10 protein-coding genes are annotated in these 18,306 nt (G+C 32.9%); 5 read left to right on the top strand and 5 right to left on the bottom strand.

Annotation, left to right across the window (positions count from 1 at the left end):
* Complete coding sequence (locus tag LS81_RS08985; protein ID WP_158659421.1) at window positions 1-4,425, top strand: YhdP family protein; 4,425 nt, start codon at window positions 1-3, stop codon at window positions 4,423-4,425.
* 181 nt (window positions 4,426-4,606) lie between these two features.
* Here the strand turns inward: LS81_RS08985 and LS81_RS08980 are convergent, their stop codons facing one another.
* The 5 genes from LS81_RS08980 to LS81_RS08960 form a co-directional block, all read right to left on the bottom strand.
* On the bottom strand, window positions 4,607-5,419 hold the full coding sequence (locus LS81_RS08980) for a spermine/spermidine synthase domain-containing protein (RefSeq protein WP_034345901.1): 813 nt from the start codon (window positions 5,417-5,419) through the stop codon (window positions 4,607-4,609).
* A gap of 132 nt (window positions 5,420-5,551) precedes the next feature.
* The gene (locus LS81_RS08975) at window positions 5,552-6,409 is read right to left on the bottom strand and encodes an isochorismatase family protein (RefSeq protein WP_034345898.1); all 858 of its coding nucleotides are present in this window, start codon (window positions 6,407-6,409) and stop codon (window positions 5,552-5,554) included.
* 166 nt (window positions 6,410-6,575) lie between these two features.
* Entirely contained in the window at window positions 6,576-8,468 is a 1,893-nt protein-coding gene (locus LS81_RS08970) for a mechanosensitive ion channel family protein (protein WP_034345895.1), read from the bottom strand.
* Window positions 8,469-8,492: 24 nt separating this feature from the next.
* Complete coding sequence (gene prmC, locus LS81_RS08965) at window positions 8,493-9,479, bottom strand: peptide chain release factor N(5)-glutamine methyltransferase (protein WP_052096518.1); 987 nt, start codon at window positions 9,477-9,479, stop codon at window positions 8,493-8,495.
* The gene (locus LS81_RS08960) at window positions 9,469-10,611 is read right to left on the bottom strand and encodes a M48 family metallopeptidase (RefSeq protein WP_237022220.1); all 1,143 of its coding nucleotides are present in this window, start codon (window positions 10,609-10,611) and stop codon (window positions 9,469-9,471) included. Before LS81_RS08960 ends, prmC begins: the two co-directional genes overlap by 11 nt.
* Window positions 10,612-10,979: 368 nt before the next feature.
* Between LS81_RS08960 and ileS the strand changes: the two genes are divergently transcribed.
* From ileS to LS81_RS11355, 4 genes are all read left to right on the top strand, one after another.
* Entirely contained in the window at window positions 10,980-13,829 is a 2,850-nt protein-coding gene (gene ileS / locus LS81_RS08955) for an isoleucine--tRNA ligase (protein WP_104696530.1), read from the top strand.
* A 74-nt stretch (window positions 13,830-13,903) separates the two neighbouring features.
* Window positions 13,904-14,605 carry a DedA family protein gene (locus LS81_RS08950; RefSeq protein WP_034344429.1) on the top strand — a complete coding sequence of 234 codons (702 nt, stop codon included), beginning with the start codon at window positions 13,904-13,906 and terminating at the stop codon, window positions 14,603-14,605.
* On the top strand, window positions 14,605-16,047 hold the full coding sequence (locus tag LS81_RS08945) for a leucyl aminopeptidase (protein WP_034344431.1): 1,443 nt from the start codon (window positions 14,605-14,607) through the stop codon (window positions 16,045-16,047). Before LS81_RS08950 ends, LS81_RS08945 begins: the two co-directional genes overlap by 1 nt.
* 1,979 nt (window positions 16,048-18,026) lie before the next feature.
* Complete coding sequence (locus LS81_RS11355) at window positions 18,027-18,200, top strand: hypothetical protein (RefSeq protein WP_158659422.1); 174 nt, start codon at window positions 18,027-18,029, stop codon at window positions 18,198-18,200.
* Window positions 18,201-18,306 lie beyond the last annotated feature (106 nt).

Raw genomic sequence — 18,306 nt, 5'->3', positions numbered from 1 at the left:
ATGCCAGGTAAAGAAAATAATGAAAATTTAGATTGCAATTTAGAAGAAAGCCAAAACAATAGTGTTTTGAAATTAGAGGCTTGTGAAGTCATTCGAGGTGATGAGGGTGATGTCAGGGCTCCACTACTCCAAGTAAATGCTAGAGATGAGTTTGTAAATCTTGATTCCAAGGACATAAGAGAATCAGCCTCTGCCTTATCCAATAGGAGCGATTTAGGTGAAGAGGAACAAGAATTTATAGCCAATACTCTAGATTCAGCTAAGTTGGACTTAGCCACATCAGATTTAAGTAACTTAGATGCCAAAGAAGCAAAAGCACTCCTAGAAGAAAATCTGAATGCACAAAAATCACTTAAGAATAGCTTGAATTTGCAAGAAACCAGTCGCACCTTACAACAAAACTTAAACCACATAAACATTCCTCACTCAGATTTTTCAAGCAATAATCATACACTAAAACAGACAATACTACCATTAAAGCAAAGTAACAATAGTAGCAATCTCACACACTTAAGGAATAAAATAACCATGCAAACACAAGATTCTAATAATCCTAACATCACAAATGACACCTCAAACAAAAAAGACTTTAACGATAGCCTACAGATAGTAAAACAAGAATTAATAGAATCTAATATATCAGAATCTGATGTAAAAAAGCCTGCGATATACATAAAAGCTGATACCACAGAAAAAAAGACTAATAAAGCTCAAGAAAATAAAACAAAGAAAAAACGCAACCCGCTATTAAGACTTATTATATTTTTTATAACAATCCTTGGTATCACAATTGTAGGCTATCAAATTCTATCAAATGGGATTTCTTTTAAAAAATTACAATTTGGCAATGTAGTAATCAATAATACTTTTTTGCAACTAAAAAATAAATTAATAATGGAAGTCGAATCGGTTGATTTAAGTGCTTTGGGAAATAATGATGACGATACACAAGAGACAAAACATTTTAATGATATTCTACAGCAAATCATACAATACACACAACGAACATTATATGTTCTAAGCTACTTTGAAAAACTAAACATAAAAGAGCTTATATTGCCAAATAATCACACATGGAGTATTGATTACACAGATACAATTTATCGTGTACAAGGCACTTTATTTGATGCAGACTTTGCTATCAATAACAACCACAATAATATACAACTTAACATTAATAAATTTCAGTTAAAAACATTGCCACTACACTTTGAGGGATCATTTCTCTTTTCTATACCAAAAAAGCAACTCTTCTTTGATATAGCAGCAATAAAAGATAATAATATAGATCAACAACTTCTACTTTCAGGTAAAACAAACTTTAGTGAAATTGACTTAAACGCAAAAAGCAGCACATTTGATAATCTCGCCATTATAAAACCATTTATAGATGATATACAAAACCTCAAATTGAAGCAAACCTTGCAAGACTGGCTATTTAACAATATTAAATATGAAACACTATATTTAAGCAATCTGTCTGCACACATAAAACTAGATGATATAGGCAACACATTACTACATAACACAACAGCAGAAATTATTGTAGAAAAGCCAAAAGCCACTTTAGCAACTGGTGTAAAGCCAATCCTTGCGGAACAAATGGTTGTAGCCTTTGAAGATTCTAGTCTAAGAATTACCCCAATCAATGCTACATTTGCAGGTATGAATCTTGCCCAATCAGAAGTACTCATAGCAAATATGCCACATAGTGATGTAATCATTGAATTACATGGAAAAAATGTGAGATTTGACTCTAATCTTGCCAAGCTTTTAGAGCATTACGGAGTTGTTTTACCTATCACACAGGATCTACTCACACAAAATGTTAAACAATCAAAACAAACCAAGATCAAGGCAAAAACTGAAAACACTAAAACTACAATAGATAGTGCAATAAATATTACAGAAAACATTGTAACAAAAGCCCTGCAAACCAAACAAGTACTTCAAACAAATACAGATAAAAAACAAACACAAAATATGATGAATAATGAGAATTTGTATGAAAAGATTCTGGAATTAAATCCAAATACAACACTGACAAACGAACTCTTATACAATCCAAATCTAGCTAAGTCAAACACAAAAGAGACAACAAGCATGCATCTACAAATTGCAATACGACATAATGATAAAACTCCAACACAACCACTATTTTCATTGCAAGGTGTCATTCAAGCACAAAATACTAGCTTGAAGTTGTATGACATACCGCTCAAAGCCAATACGCTCAATATAGCTCTTGACATCACACCAAATCAAAAAAATGTATATATCAATGGTGAAAGGGTAAAATGGCAAAGACTTGTAGATGCAAATGTAAATGTCTTGTTTGATATCAGTAAGCATAATATACAAGCAAATGCCTATATACATAAAGCGATCTTAAACACACACAATCTAAAAGATTTAAGACTAGTGTCCAATAGATCAACTACACACGCGTTAAATATCAATAACAAAAAACAAGAAAATAGCCCAAACAATAATAAAGTGACTTTAAATACCAAAAACTCAAGTTATACTGAAAACCTTATCAAAACAGGACAACTAAGCAATATAGCTCACCCTGCCCTACATGTAAGTTCCAAAGATTTTACACAAGATAATAATTTAAATAATAGCGGAATCTATTTTGAAGAAAATAGCCTACCAATCAATACGCAAAAACTTCTAAAGCATTTTGATGGTTATATAGTGCAACAAACCAATATGCAGGTGACAGACAATAATGCAAATAATAACTCATACAAGTTACTAGAAGATGCAAAAAAACAGCAATTGCAAAATAAAGAAATATCGCCTGAAGTGATTAAGGCTTTGCCAAAGAAAAATATAAAAGATAATGGGCAAAAAGCACAAGAGGATGAAAATGTATTGAAAAATTTAAAAAGCAATCCTGTATGGAATGATTTAAAGATTCGCACAAAAAGCACACAACCATTTCAACCATTAAGTACAAAAGAGCTTACAGAGTTAGCAAAACAAACAATAGAAAAAGAAAAAGATTCATTTATGCTAGATCAAGACTTTCTTAATATAAACAATGCAAATATTCATCTTAATCTATCTTTTGCCAACAATAAGATTATCCTTGATATTCCAGCATTAAGCTTACATTTAGAAAATGGTAAAAATCTGCAATTAAATATTGCAAAAATTGAAAATATTTTGCAATTTTCGCCACTAGCACGATATTATGGAATCACACATGGCGATTTTAATTTACAAACCACACCCTATCCAGAAACAAAAGAAGAAAGCTTTAAACGCATAGATTTTACACTTAATCTCACAAAGCTAAAGCACCCACTATATACCATTAAACATGAACGTGTTACAGATTTAAGTCTAAAAGGGCATCTACAAGATGATTCTATTGTGATTTTAGTCAATGATGATATCGATTTTAAAAGTCAAGATTCGCTTAGTATGCTACGCATGAGGGGTTATCGCATTGATATTGATGAGGCTATGCAATCCAATATTCCATTTTTTGTAGATTTATTTAAAGATAAACAAAAGGATGCTCTACCCTATTCTGAAGCTGCAATATTGCAAGAACTCAAATTTATTGCAATTAAAAACAAAATAAGAAAACAATTAAATATTAATCCTTTGGATTTCAACATTATAGGTGAAGATTTGCAATTTAGTTTTTTGGGTTATACCGTGCCATTTGATTCAGTAAATATTCGATTTATTGATAGTCGTATTATAATTGATGGACAATATGACAAAGGGATTTTAAATGCCTCGCTTATTAAAGATAATGTCTATATAAAAGCAAAAAACTTTAGTGGAGATTTTATTAATCTTATATTGGCTTCTTCAAAAGGTGGTAAAAAAATGCTTAATGGTGGGGCTTTTAGTTTGGATGGAATCTATCGTGGCGGAATCTTAAATGCCTCAATAGAACTTCAAAATACTGCATTAATTGATTTTAAATCAGTGCAAAATATTTTTGCTCTTATTGATACGGTGCCCTCACTCTTTATGTTTAAAGATCCACATATTTCTACCAAAGGCTATCAAGTAAATTATGGCAAGGTACTTTTTGCAATCAATAGCGATTATGTTGGTTTGCAGAATATATTTTTGCTTGGCAGTTCCATGGATATAAACGGACAAGGTATCATTGATATTGATACGCAAGAAATGAATGTGAATTTAAATATTTCTACAATCAAAAATCTCAGCAAATTTATCAATAAGATTCCAATTGTTGGCTATTTGATACTGGGGCGAGAAGGTCAGATTAGTACAAACTTGATTCTAAGCGGTAAATATACTGACCCAAAGGTTAATATCACACTTGCTGCTGATATCATCAAAGCACCATTTAATATTTTAAGACGTGTTTTTCCAGTTGAAATGCTTGTAAATAGCTCAAAGGAAAAAGAAGAAATGATGCTGTATTAACACACAAAAAGCAACACACATATTACTATACGTCGCTTAAATCACCTATATAAGGGCTAACCCTTACAAATAATACACAATCTCAAGAAACCAATAACATAGGTATTTAGCTTAAGCTAATGCTTAAATTTCATACACCTGCTTTTGCCTTGAAACAGAGCATAAATAAATCAGAATCTGTCTAGTTTTTCACATAAGGTGCAAAAATATGCCGCAAAAATACGGGAAGTCTAAAAACACTAGTATGCAAGTTTGCATTATAACATTGTAAATTATCAAGCATATCACTCTTTTGTAATTGTAAATCCGCTAAAGGATGAGCATAATTACTTAAAAAAGCATAAAAACTAGGCATAAGCATAGGAAGCATAAAAGGCATCATTACATGCCCAAACTTCATACCACAAGCTAACGTATCAAGAGCAATGCTTGGCTCAAGATAACAATTTGCAAGTCCAAAAATACAAACAAACTTTTCATTTGCCATTTTTCTTAGTGCTTCAAATTCATGTGGTTTTGGGCTAGAAACATAAATAATAATATCATAGCCACTCTGTTTGATATCCATAAATCGCTCATAAAAAGTAATATTTGGATTCTCTTTTATTTCTTTAAAACCAGGGATAAAACCGCTTAATGTGTAAAGTGCTTCCATGTCACCTACAACCATATCTACGCTGATATTGTGTTGTGCAAGATGATTGGCAATTGCTACATTTAAAGTCCCACAAATGAGAGCCTTTTTTGGATTTGTAGTAACGCAATATGGAATATATGCAAGCATCTCACTTTCAATAAAGTTATAGCGTTGTGTCATTACAACTTTTCGTATCTGCTCTTTTCCATCACCTTTAAAGCTAATGAGTGCAATTTGTTGCAACACCTCGCTACTAAACAATTCAATATCAATTGTTTTACCTTTATAATCTGCAAACTTATTTGTAATAGAATATTGGTTTTGAAAACTTTTTGTAACTTCGTTTGTCATCCACATAAAAAACCTTTTATTTAAATGCCTCGCATTATAAATCAAAAATAGTTAATTTGATAACATCTTCTCAACATTCCTATCGATTTTACAAAACTCTATATTCCCATTTATTTACCATAATCCAGAATACATTAATCACATATGTTGCAATCTCTGCACAATATCTGCTGTAAAAAAAAGTTCATGTGCAATAAAGCGAAAATTGATAAGTCCTGCAAGATACCCATCGCCTTCGGGCAGTTTTGCTCCTGCGGTAGCATCGCGTACGATGCCCACCTCAAAACCCTCTGCAAGCAAATCACGCAAATGAGAATCAAGATGTACATTTGCATCCATGCCGCATAAAATTACTTGCTTAATCCCACTAATACGCAACTGCGTTGTTAAATCACTTCCTTTAAGTCCAAAATCTTTTCTAGGTGTTGTAAGTATAGTTTTATTATCGAGTATAAAAGATTTATATTCAGGTAGAAAGTCAGCACCACTTTGTTCAATATTATTAGCATTTAAGCCTGTGCCATTACCATAAGCAAGTTTTGTCCCACGCACAAAATTTTTCATAGGTGTTTTTGGTAATATTTTTAAATCCTGACTATTCCACACCACATATGATACAAATGTAGGTAAACGCAACGCCTTTGCAACTCGAAAAAGCATACTGATATTTTCAATCGTGTTGTTTTCCTTGATACTAGCACCATACAAACTCCAACCAATACCCTTTGGACTAAGAAAATCAATCTGTGGATTCACAACGACAAGTCCAACAGAATCTTTTTGCAGCTTCATCTGCATTTTTGGAAGCAACACTTTATCACTATCTACATAAAGCGGATTAATGTTAATATAGTTTTGTTTGCGTATCTGCTCTGTTGCTTCATTAATCTCTTCAGCTTGAAGCTTTACACCAGATAGTGCACCTACACCTAAAGCACCTACACCTGCAATCTTTGCAAAACTCGCCCTACGATGAAAATCTATTGTATCCTGCATAATCAAATCCTTATATTAAGAATAGGTTCCATAATATCGAACATTTTATAAGTTTATTAAACCTATCTAATTCATTATTATTTGGATACTAACAATTATCACTTGCCACATTATCCCACATATATGTTCGTAAAACCTGCATTAATAGATTGTTTTACCTTAATCCTCATTTTGCAAGCGTTTCTACATAAATGCTTTGACTGGGAAAAGCAAAGCTTAAGCCACACTCCTGCACAATTGCCATAATTTTAAATATTACATCTTCTCTTATTTCAACATAATCTCTCTTTGAAACACTTTGAGTAAAACATTCTACTAAAATATTGATCGAGCTATCAGCAAGGGCTTCCACACACACAAAAAGCCCACTTTTATAGCCCAAAAAATCTTCAAGAGAAACAATATCTTTTCTTAGAGTCATAAGCCGCATTTCTTCTTGATTATATGTTGGCGTTGTCGTTATGTCTGGATGATCTGTAAGCATTTGTTTAATATTGGCAACACATTTTTTTAGTTTTGCCTCATCTGCATTATATGTAACACCTATACTCATTTTTATTCTTCTACCCGCCTTTCTACGACTCCAATTGCATATAATTTTTCCAGCTAATTCGGCATTTGGGACAAAAAGCAGGGCATTATCTGCGGTGCGAACAGTAGTCTTGCGTAGTCCAATCTCCACTACAACACCATCAATACCATTACACTCAATCCAATCTCCTTGGGAAAAAGAATTATCAAATAAAAGCATAATTGAGGCAAAAAAGTTTGCGAGTATATCTTTTACAGCAAGTGCAACAGCCAATCCACCTAAACCAAGCGATGCAATAATTGCAGACACATTGAAACCCAAATATTTTAAAATAAGCAAACATGCAATAATGACAACAACTGCATACAGAGCTTTTAACATAAGATTTATAATCTCTCGTCTAAATTCATTATTTGTCTTTTGCAAAATCTTTGTTAATAGCACTGTTCCATAACTTTTTATTAAGGCTAGTGCAAACCATGCGACATTAATTATATAGAGAATATTAAACCATACTTCAATTTCTTCTGGTTGCAACTGCGGATAATATAACACGCCTATACAAACACGCAAACTCCATGCAAATAAAAATAAAGAAATTGGTCGCAATAAATTCTTCTGAATAGTAGAATGTAGTTCTTTATCTTGTTTTGTGAAATGAATGGTAAGCCCCATCAAATAAACAACAAGATTTGTAATAAGTTTACGATACGCCCATAGAATAACGAAACATAGGATTGATAAAAGCACCTTGATAAAAACTAAGTTATCATGATTCACATCCATAAAATTTGAAAGAAACTGCAATGTCCAGCGTATACTCGTATGCAATATTGTGTTCTGTGGCACAAGCTCATCTGCATGCCATTCCAAATAGGAAGTAATTTCAAGAGCAGTTGCAAGCATGTTCCGATACCGCTCTATTTGTAATTGCAGATCTTTTTGCTGTGTTGTAGGAATTTCCTTGAGTATATCAAAAGTTGTTGGCATAGCATTTAGAGCTTGCAATGTTGGACGTAAAATATCAACTACCTTTTGTTTCTGTGAAAAGAAATCAATTTGTTTTCTTAATTTTTTAAAAAGAATAGCAAGATGAGATTCAATGATGAGGCTATTTTTAGCAATATTTTCATGCAATAGCATACTATGATTATGTTGTATTTCCGCATCCTTAAGTCGCATCTCAATTTGCATTTGCATTTGTTTGTTCTTGTCGGTATCAAAGCCTATGTCTTGTTTAGTATTTTTTATATTGCTTATAAAATTGTGTAATAAAAGGCTTTTTTGTTCGGTTAATTTCTCTTTTTGCTTAAAATCATAATTTCCTTGCAATGTGTGAATCTGCCATGAGATATCTACAGTATGCTGAAACAGGAGAGCTAAACTCTCAAAATGCAAAGGCAAGGCTTCTGTATCTTTTGGTGTTTGTGTTTTTAGATCTATATTCGCTGAATTCTTCGCGAATACAAGCACACAAATACTACAAAGCATCAACAAAATACTGACATAATGGTATACTCTTTTCATGTAAAATCCTGATTGTATGGAATCTTAGAACATAAGTTTTGCAATAAAACCCCTATCAAAACCTGCATAGTCTTTATAAAAGGTTGGCTTATAACCTGAGTTTAGAAGTGCTTCTTGCATACTTTCTTTTTGATCATAACCCATTTCACATATGAGGAATTGTATTTGTTTTTCTCGAGCTTGCACTATTAATTTCTTGAGAATCTCATCACCATTTTCGCCACCAAAAAGTGCAACATGTGGTTCACATAACACTTCTTGATTGAGTGGATAGTTATTTGCAATATATGGGGGATTAGATACTAAAAGCGTGATTGGTTTACGCATAATAAGATATGGCGATAAGAGCAAATCAGATTCTACAAATTCACAACGACTTTCTAAACCAAGTTGTTGCATATTATACCTTGCAACATTGAGTGCCTCTTTGCTAATATCAGTCGCAACCACACAAGTCTCCTCGGTATGTGTAAGAATGGCTGCACTAATTGCACCGCTACCCACACCCACTTCCACAAAATGCGTAATATTGTGTGCTTTGATAATCTCTAAGGCATGCTCAACTAAAAGTTCTGTCTCATGACGAGGAATTAACACCTTATCATTAATATAAAGCTCTAAATCATAAAAGCTCACTCTATTTGTTAAATATTCAAGCGGCATACCATTCTTCCGCATCGCAAGCATTTTAAAGTAACGCTGTTTATCAAAATCAGTAACTTCCTTTTTTGCATGTGTATGCAGTTCTACACGAGTCATATTGAGAATATATCCAAGCAGAATCTCTGCTTCATAACGCGGACTTACAATATGAAATTCTGGTTCTTTTATATCAAGGGATTGATGTGATTTGTTATGCTCTTTTACAGAATCTTTAGGTAATTTTTCAGACTCAAAGGAATTAATATCTGCGAGCAGAAATTGTGTTTCATACACAAGCTTCTTAAATTCTTCAAGATTCATATCTTTTAAAAACGCAATTGCAACACGCAACAATAAATCAATTTCCATTATATAATCCCCCAAGTGCCTTAAGTCGCTCTAAAAGCGGTGGATGAGAATAGTAAAAAAATATATAAGCTGGGTGTGAATAAGGGAATGCTTTATTTTCATTTACAAGACGCACTAAAGCTTCGCTGAGTGCTTTATTACTTACACAAGATGCACCAAATGCATCAGCCCTATATTCTGCCTTTCTACTAAAATAACTTTGTATTGGCATAAATAAAAACGACAAAACAGGAAAAAGCAAGATAGCGAGTATAAGAATATTACTATCTGTAAGGGGCAATCCCAAATACAAACACAAAGAATCAAAAAATAAGCCCATAACAGCAAACATAGCAAATAAAATAAAACCGCTTATTACAATATTCTGTATTATATCGCCATGCTTAAAGTGACCAAGCTCATGTCCTAAAATCGCAATAAGTCCATCTTCGCTAATCTTATCAAGCAACGTATCAAATAAAACCACTCTTTTTAAACTTCCCAAACCACCAAAATACGCATTAAGCCTACCATCCCTTCTACTTGCATCAACAACAAAAATACCACTGCTACGAAACCCTGCACGCTCCATAAGCATTGCAATTCTCTGATTAAGTCTTTCGTCCTTTAGGGGTGTGAATTTATTAAACATTGGTGCAATAAGAGTTGGATAAATCAACTGCATAAAAATAAGAAAGGCAAACACAACGCAAAAACCAACGATCCACCACATACTAAGAGTCTCTATAATCCATAACAATATGGCAAAAATAATACTCAACAAAATCCCACTAATACACAACATTTTTACACCATCAAGTATAAAATCTTTTACACTCTGTCTGTTAAAACCATAGTGAGTGTCTATGAGTTTATGAAGTATGCTAAAAGGCACATAAATAAGAGTATGCAGCACAAGAAAAGATAAAATCACAAGTAAATCTGTGCCAAAATTACTCACTGGCTGTGCATCACAAAATTGTGTAAGATAAGCAATGCCAAATTGCAACCAAAAAATCAACACGATAAAACTAAAAATATGTTCTATCAAAGCGACTTTACACCTCGTAATAGCGTAGTTTGCAGCAATATTATAATCGTGTGCATTCAGAATAACTGGCTTTTTTGTAGCATAAGTTTGTACATAACGCATTTGCAAAATATTTAGTACTATTGCAGGGGCAACAAGCAATAGCAAATACGCCAAAATAACAAGATACAATGCAACCTCCTTTTTTTTGCGACAATTCCTTCTGATATTAAGACCCCCTTAGCGTATTATAAAATTTTAAATATCGTGCTAATACCACATTAGAAGCTATGATATTTTAAATCAAATGTAGGAGTACTACAAGTTTCAATAGTCTTGCATAAACAAATAAGAGTTATCAAGGAACAATAGAACAAGAAAGAAAGTAACATAACGCTTTGCATAAAAACTTACAAACAGAAGCAAATATTGTAGAATCCTTTGTGAAAATTTGTTAAAATTACCTCTTTTACAAACACAAAAGGAAAGATATGGAGCAAGTACAAAAAGACTATAAGGACACACTAATACTGCCAAAAACAGATTTTCCCATGAAAGGCAATCTGCCACAAAAAGAACCAGAACGATATAAGCAATGGCGAGAATATGCATATCACACGATGAATAAAACCAAAGCAAATACAACAAAAACAAACAATAGTATATCAAACACCTTTACACTCCATGATGGACCACCATACGCAAATGGACACCTACATGTAGGACATGCGTTAAATAAGATTCTAAAAGATTTTATTGTCAAGTATCATTATTTTCAAGGAAAACAAGTGTTTTATACGACTGGCTGGGATTGTCATGGCTTGCCAATAGAACAACAAGTAAGCAGTGCATTTGAAGCGGAGAAAAAGATTCCAACTAAGCTTGAAATTCGATCAGCATGTAGAAAACATGCAGAAAAATTTGTAGAAATACAAAAAAATGAGTTTTTATCATTTGGTGTTGTAGGAGATTTTGATAATCCATATAAAACAATGAAGTATAAATTCGAGGCCGATATTTACCGCGCACTTGTAAAGGTAGCACAGGCTGGATTATTAACACAAAGAAGTAAGCCAATCTTTTGGAGCTGGGCAGCAAAAAGTGCGTTAGCTGAAGCTGAGGTGGAATATAAAGACAAAAAATCAGATTCCATATTTGTAGCATTCCCTTTGCAACAACGCACTATACAAGTCTTAGGACTAGAAGCTTATGATACAAAAGTCCCTCCGTATATGCTCATTTGGACGACGACACCATGGACGCTTCCAAGTAATGTCGCTATTGCACTAAATCCCCATGAAGCTTATGTGCTCGTTAGTGATGGTGCAATCATTGCCGAAAAACTTTATGTAAAACTAAAAGAAAGAGGTATCATACAAGGCGAAATACTTGCAACAATAGATTCTAAAACTTTTGAAAAACAATATGCTATAAACCCTCTAAATAATAGAGATTCTATGCTGATTTTGGCAGAGTATGTAAGCATGGAAGATGGTAGTGGAGCAGTACATAATGCCCCTGGTCATGGTGAAGATGACTATTTTACATGTTTGAAATATGATTTACCTGTAATTATGCCTGTTGATGATTCTGGATGTTTTGATGAAAGTGTTGCGACATTGGGACTATTTGAAAAAGAAGTAGTAAGTGAATTTATTGGTACACATATTTTTAAAGCGCAAAAAAGAATACTTGAAATTTTAAAAGACAAAAAAGCCCTATTGCATCATGAAGAAATCCTGCATTCATACCCACATTGTTGGCGAACAAATAAACCCATCATATTCCGTGCTACAAAGCAATGGTTTATTCTCATGGATAAACCATATCATAATGGAAAAACGCTCCGCGAAGTTGCTCTACAAGAAATTGAGAATACTAGATTCTATCCAAAAAATGGGATAAATCGTATAAAAAGCATGGTAGAAAATCGCCCTGATTGGTGTATATCAAGACAGCGAGACTGGGGTGTCCCTATTGCATTTTTCATAGATAAGGAAAGCGGTGAACCCCTATTTGATGAGATGCTAACAAATCACATCGAATCTTTGTTTGAAGAGCATGGCTGTGATGTATGGTGGGAGAGAGAAGTTATTGACCTATTGCCTACTGCATATAGAGACAAGGCGAGTCAGTATGAAAAAAACATGCACATTTTGGATGTGTGGTTTGATAGTGGTAGCACTTGGTTTGCTGTGCTAGATAACAACATCTATAATAGCGGACACATACCTGCTGATGTATATTTGGAGGGAAGTGATCAGCATAGAGGTTGGTTTCAAAGCTCTCTTTTGTTGGGTTGTGCGATAAATCATAAAGCTCCCTTTAGAAATATCATTACACATGGTTTTACCATCGATGAAAAAAGTGAAAAAATGAGTAAATCAAAAGGTAATGTCATTGCACCAAGTAAGATTATTAGCGAAAATGGGAGTGAGATTTTACGCCTTTGGGTGGCTTTATCAGATTATCAAAATGATGTAAAAATATCACAAAATATCTTAAAGCAAGTGAGTGAAAATTATCTAAAATTAAGAAATACTATCCGCTTTTTACTTGCAAACACACAAGGATTAACAAAGATTTGTGATAGATTTAGTATTATTGATGAATGGGTGCTACACGAGGCGAAACAAGTGTTTAATGAGGTCAATTCATTGTTTAGTGAATATGACTTTTCAAAAGGGTTCCAAGTTTTAAATGGATTTATTACTGCAACTTTAAGTGGAATTTACTTAGATATTTGTAAGGATAGTCTATATTGTGATTCTCCAAGTTCTCCCAAACGCATTGCAATTCAGAGTGTATTTGCAATCTTGGCAAATAATATTTTGCATTTACTCGCACCATTTCTAACATATACGGTCGATGAGGCATTAGATTATGCATCATCTGTTATTAAGGGTGGCGCAAAAAATGTCTTTGAATTAGAAAAAATGGATATACCAAGCTCTATAAATGATTTTGATAGCAATGTTGAAAAGCAAAACAGCATTCATTTATGTTTAAATCTTAGAAGCCTTTTTAATGAACAAGTAGATAAACTTAAAAAAGATAAAATAGTAAAATCAAGCTTAGAACTTAGCTTATCGATACCAAAAAAATATGAAAAAGACAAAGAATTAATCGCAGATTTTCTCATGGTAAGCGAATGTGTATCTGAAGCAAGTATGAATGATATCTTATTTGACATTGAATTGGATAATATGATTTATCATATCTATAAGGCCACAAAAGAAAAGTGCCCTAGATGTTGGCAATTTAAATCAGATTCGAGCATGGAAGTGTGTGATCGTTGTCATCAGGTATTGAATCTGCAATGTAAAGATTCTAAGCACTAGGTTATGTGATCAAAACAAAAAGGACAAGTGATTTTACAAAATAGGTGCTTTTCGTAAAAATAAGGTGATTTTATATGGAAAAAATAAAGCAGAATCTAAAAAGCATTATCATAGGTGGCATTGTTATTATAATTGTTACCTCGCTTTTTTTATATATCAAAGATTCAGATTTTTCACTTGAAGAAAGTATTAAAACCTTGTGGGAAAATCACGTAAAAGATTGGGGGTATGTGATTTTATTTTGCTGGAGTATCTTGGAGGGAGAATGGGGACTTTTGCTTGCAGGGATTGCGGCACATCAAGGATACCTAGATGTATATTGGTGTATTTTTATAGCAGGACTTGGAGGTTTTGCTGGAGATCAAATATACTTTTATATTGGTAGATTACGAAAAGAATATGTATATAAAAAATTTCGTAGCCAAAGACGTAAATTTGCCCTTGCGAGTAGGCTTATGCAAAAATATGGTTGGCCTATCATTTTTGTCCAACGATATATGTATGGGCTAAGGACTATCATTCCTATAAGTATTGGCTTGACACGATATTCTGCTTTAAAATTTGCTCTAATTAATCTAGTATCAGCGTGGGCATGGGCAGCTATCACAATTGTTCCTGCTTGGTATTTTGGCGAAGAGATACTCAATGTTATTCAGGGTATTTTTGCAAAAATAAAAGGAAATCTTTTGTTATTTGCTATTTTATTGGCTATAATTGTAAGCCTTATTGCCATATTTATATGGTGGAGAAAAAATCATATTAAGGAAAAATATTAATGCAATATAAGTCTAAAATAAATCTACTTATAAGTGAAGAAGAAAAAGGTAATAAAATCCTATTTATTGATAAAGCAATGTTAGAAGATTCCAAAAGGAATCAAGAGATACCCGACTTTACACTTTTAAAAGAATGTGGATATGAGGGCAGTGGTATATTTTTTGCACAGAAGAGTAAAATCTTATATGTTGGTCTAGAGAATAAAGAAGCAGATGACTATGCTAATGCTATAACTGCCGCGTATAAGTCTATAAAAACTCTTAAGTTAAATGAAATAAATCTGTCATTCAAGGGATTAGATGAAGGCATACAGATTGCTATCCTACAAGGATTTTTGCTTGGTAGCTATGAATTCAAGGGGTATAAGCATAAGAAAGATGGTGAAACAGAATTTATCACGACAATCTATTGCATCGGCTTAAAAGATAGTTTGTTGCAACAAGTCATGATCATATGCAATAATGTGAATTTTGTACGCAATATTGTAAACACACCACCAAATATTGCAAATTCAATCTTTTTATCCGAGTTAGCTCAAAATGAAACTATCAAGTTAGCAAAGCAACACAAGGATGCTGAGATCAATGCGACTTTACGTAGTAATTCGTATATGGAAGAACAACGCATGGGAGCATTTCTCGCTGTCAATCAAGCCTCAAATTATCCCGCTTATTTAGCTCATTTAAGTTATAAACCAAAAAATGCAAAGAAAAAAGTTGTTATTGTTGGAAAGGGGCTTGTATATGATACAGGCGGATTAAGTCTAAAACCAGCCGACTATATGACAACCATGAAAGCCGACAAAGGCGGAGCTTGTGCGGTGCTTGGTGCATTTTTAGCTAGTGTGCAACTAGAGCTTGAGATTGAGTTGCATGCAATCATGGGGATAACTGATAATGCGATTGGCAAAAATGCTTATCGACCAGATGACATATTAATCTCAAGAGAGAAAAAAAGCATTGAAGTAAAAAATACCGATGCTGAAGGGCGATTGGTATTGGCGGATTGTCTAAGCTATGCGCAAGACCTCGATGCTGATCTTATTATAGATTTTGCCACACTGACTGGTGCATGTGTCGTAGCACTTGGAGAGTATACGAGTGGTGTCATGGGCTTTAATGAAAAGTTAAAACAGGAGTTTGTAGAATCTGCTTTAAAATCAGGTGAATTAGCACATACACTTCCTTTTAACGCACATCTAAAGAAGCTTGTAGAATCTAAGATAGCTGATGTAAGTAATACTTCAACCTCTCGCTATGGCGGAGCTATTACCGCGGGATTATTTTTAGCTGAATTTATTAGAGAGGAATATAAACAAAAATGGCTGCATGTTGATATTGCAGGACCAGCATATGTAGAGAAAGAATGGGGTGTAAATCCGTGTGGTGCAAGTGGTATTGGCGTTCGTTCTTGCGTTGAATTTTTACGTAGCCTCACTTAACTATAAAGTAGCATTTGAAAGAAAAAATCTTACGATCTTTATCACGCCTATTTAATCACACAGTCCTAAGCTAACTTTTATATATAGCCTTGTGGGATTTGATATAAATAGGCAAAGCATTTGCATTCTTCATTCAATCATTATAAATAAAAATCAAGGTTAAGTTGCATCCATACTCACATATTTTTAAGCTTTACTCTTTAGATTCAAGATATTATATCAGCATACTAAAAAGCAACCTATGCAAGTAGTTCTAAACTCTCACTTTATCAGCAAATACCTAGTATCTCAAAAGATTAGATATAAAAGGATTAAATAAGCTGGAAAATTACTTAAAATTTGCAACATTAAATCTATGCGATAAAATCTTACCTAGCTTCAGTATTTTTATTCTCTGCATCTCACATATCCAAAAAATATTTCAGAATATTTAAGATCACAAAAACAAAGACATTTAAATAAGGACACAACCAAACACAATCACATGCTGAATATCGCAATAATGTAAGAATAGTTTTTTCAGCACCCAAACTTTATAAATAGAGCATGAAGTTATATATTTAAGCTTATAAAAAATACAATATAGTTTAAAGTTAGAGTTATAAAATAGGAAATTAGTAAAAGCCTAATAATTTTTAATTATACCCCACTCAAGCTAAAACAAACAATAAATAGCGGTATTAATCCTTATTATACACACATTAATACTGATAAAATTCCCCAAACCAACAAGCACATCAAAAAATATCTAAAAAACTATCTACATAGTCTCTAATTAGGAAGCATCAGAAACATCTAAAGCCATTACATACCAAAACTCTGCAAATACGGCTCAATATGACATGTATTATATAATGTAATTCATTATGGTAGAATCACAAATAATTGTAAAAAAGATATGAATGAATTTTATTATAATGTTTTAGCTGAAATAAAAAGTGATAAATACAGAAGTTGTGGTTTTTATAAGATGAATAAGATTTTAAAAAATTAACTACCCAACAAACAAAAAAATAGAAACCATCATGGCAATTACCCAACCAAATCATAGATACACAAATCTTGAAATCTAAAGATATAGATAACATTAACTCTATAATCTACTTATACTACATTCTCGCAGGTGGTGATGATCTAAGAGCCTGTCACTTTAGAGAAATAGAATCCAGTAATTTAGATTTTCATAATGCTATGGAATTAGATAAATCTAAACCTATTTGTCATTTACTTTGTGGAAACAAATGAGTTCGAATCTAGTGCTTCACTAGATTCATTCCATAGAATCTACAACTAGCAATATGGATTCTAAGAATTCACAATCAAACAACATTACATCTTACAAACAAATACCAACTCTCATAACTCACTAGCAATACAGAACCTAGTGCTAGAGTTTCTAAAATAAATAACAATACCAACGATATAGATCTTAATCAATCCCTGCAATCTCATAACGCACATGCCAATCCAAACATCACAAATTTTAACAACATTTCTAATAGCACAAACTCAAATATAATAGGTACTTCCACCCTAAACATCTTTTAGGAAGTCAAACCCTCACACCCCTAAATTATTCTCGCTCCAACCCTAGTCTTAATATTAAACTCAAATGCACTTCTAAAAAATCTAAAGAAATACTAGAGAAAGAACAAATGCAAAGAGGGTAGACACGAAAAGATTCTAAGATTCTTGGAATCTTAGTAATATCTATTATAACAGATAATAGGCGTGTGCTCTTTACGATTTGTTGACCCACAATATTATGAATTTAAAAGTTTAGCAAAAAAAGAAAGTGGAATATACACAATAAATGAAAAAATGTATGAAATCTTAACCAAAAAAACAAGGTGGCATAACTTTTGTTGTAGATAGGGAATATGATTTTATAGAACCAACCAATCGTAGTCGCATAGAATCTGTTATCGATTTAAAATATTGTTTTTTAGACGAAACCAATCACAAAACAATGATGTGTGATGTTGGACATCTTGCGTATTATTGTAAAAATTTTTATTTATCAGAATCCAGGTTTTTGGATAGTGGGCGATGAAGGGAGAGGTTTTGGCATTGAATGGCACAATCCATTAATATGCAGTAACGAACAAAAATTTACCTTTAAGGATAACAAGTGGCAACAAATAGAAAATTAATTAATAAATTCAGAGATATGGCAGAGTGTGCTGATGCATCGTATGCAGAGTTGCATTGTGTGTTTGAGAATGTGCAATGAATATCATTAAAAAATATCTCACACTG

The sequence above is a fragment of the Helicobacter trogontum genome (assembly GCF_000765905.2).
Classification (GTDB): domain Bacteria; phylum Campylobacterota; class Campylobacteria; order Campylobacterales; family Helicobacteraceae; genus Helicobacter_A; species Helicobacter_A trogontum.
The sequence above is the reverse complement of the archived record's forward strand: the minus strand, read 5'-3'. Positions and strand labels throughout refer to the sequence as shown.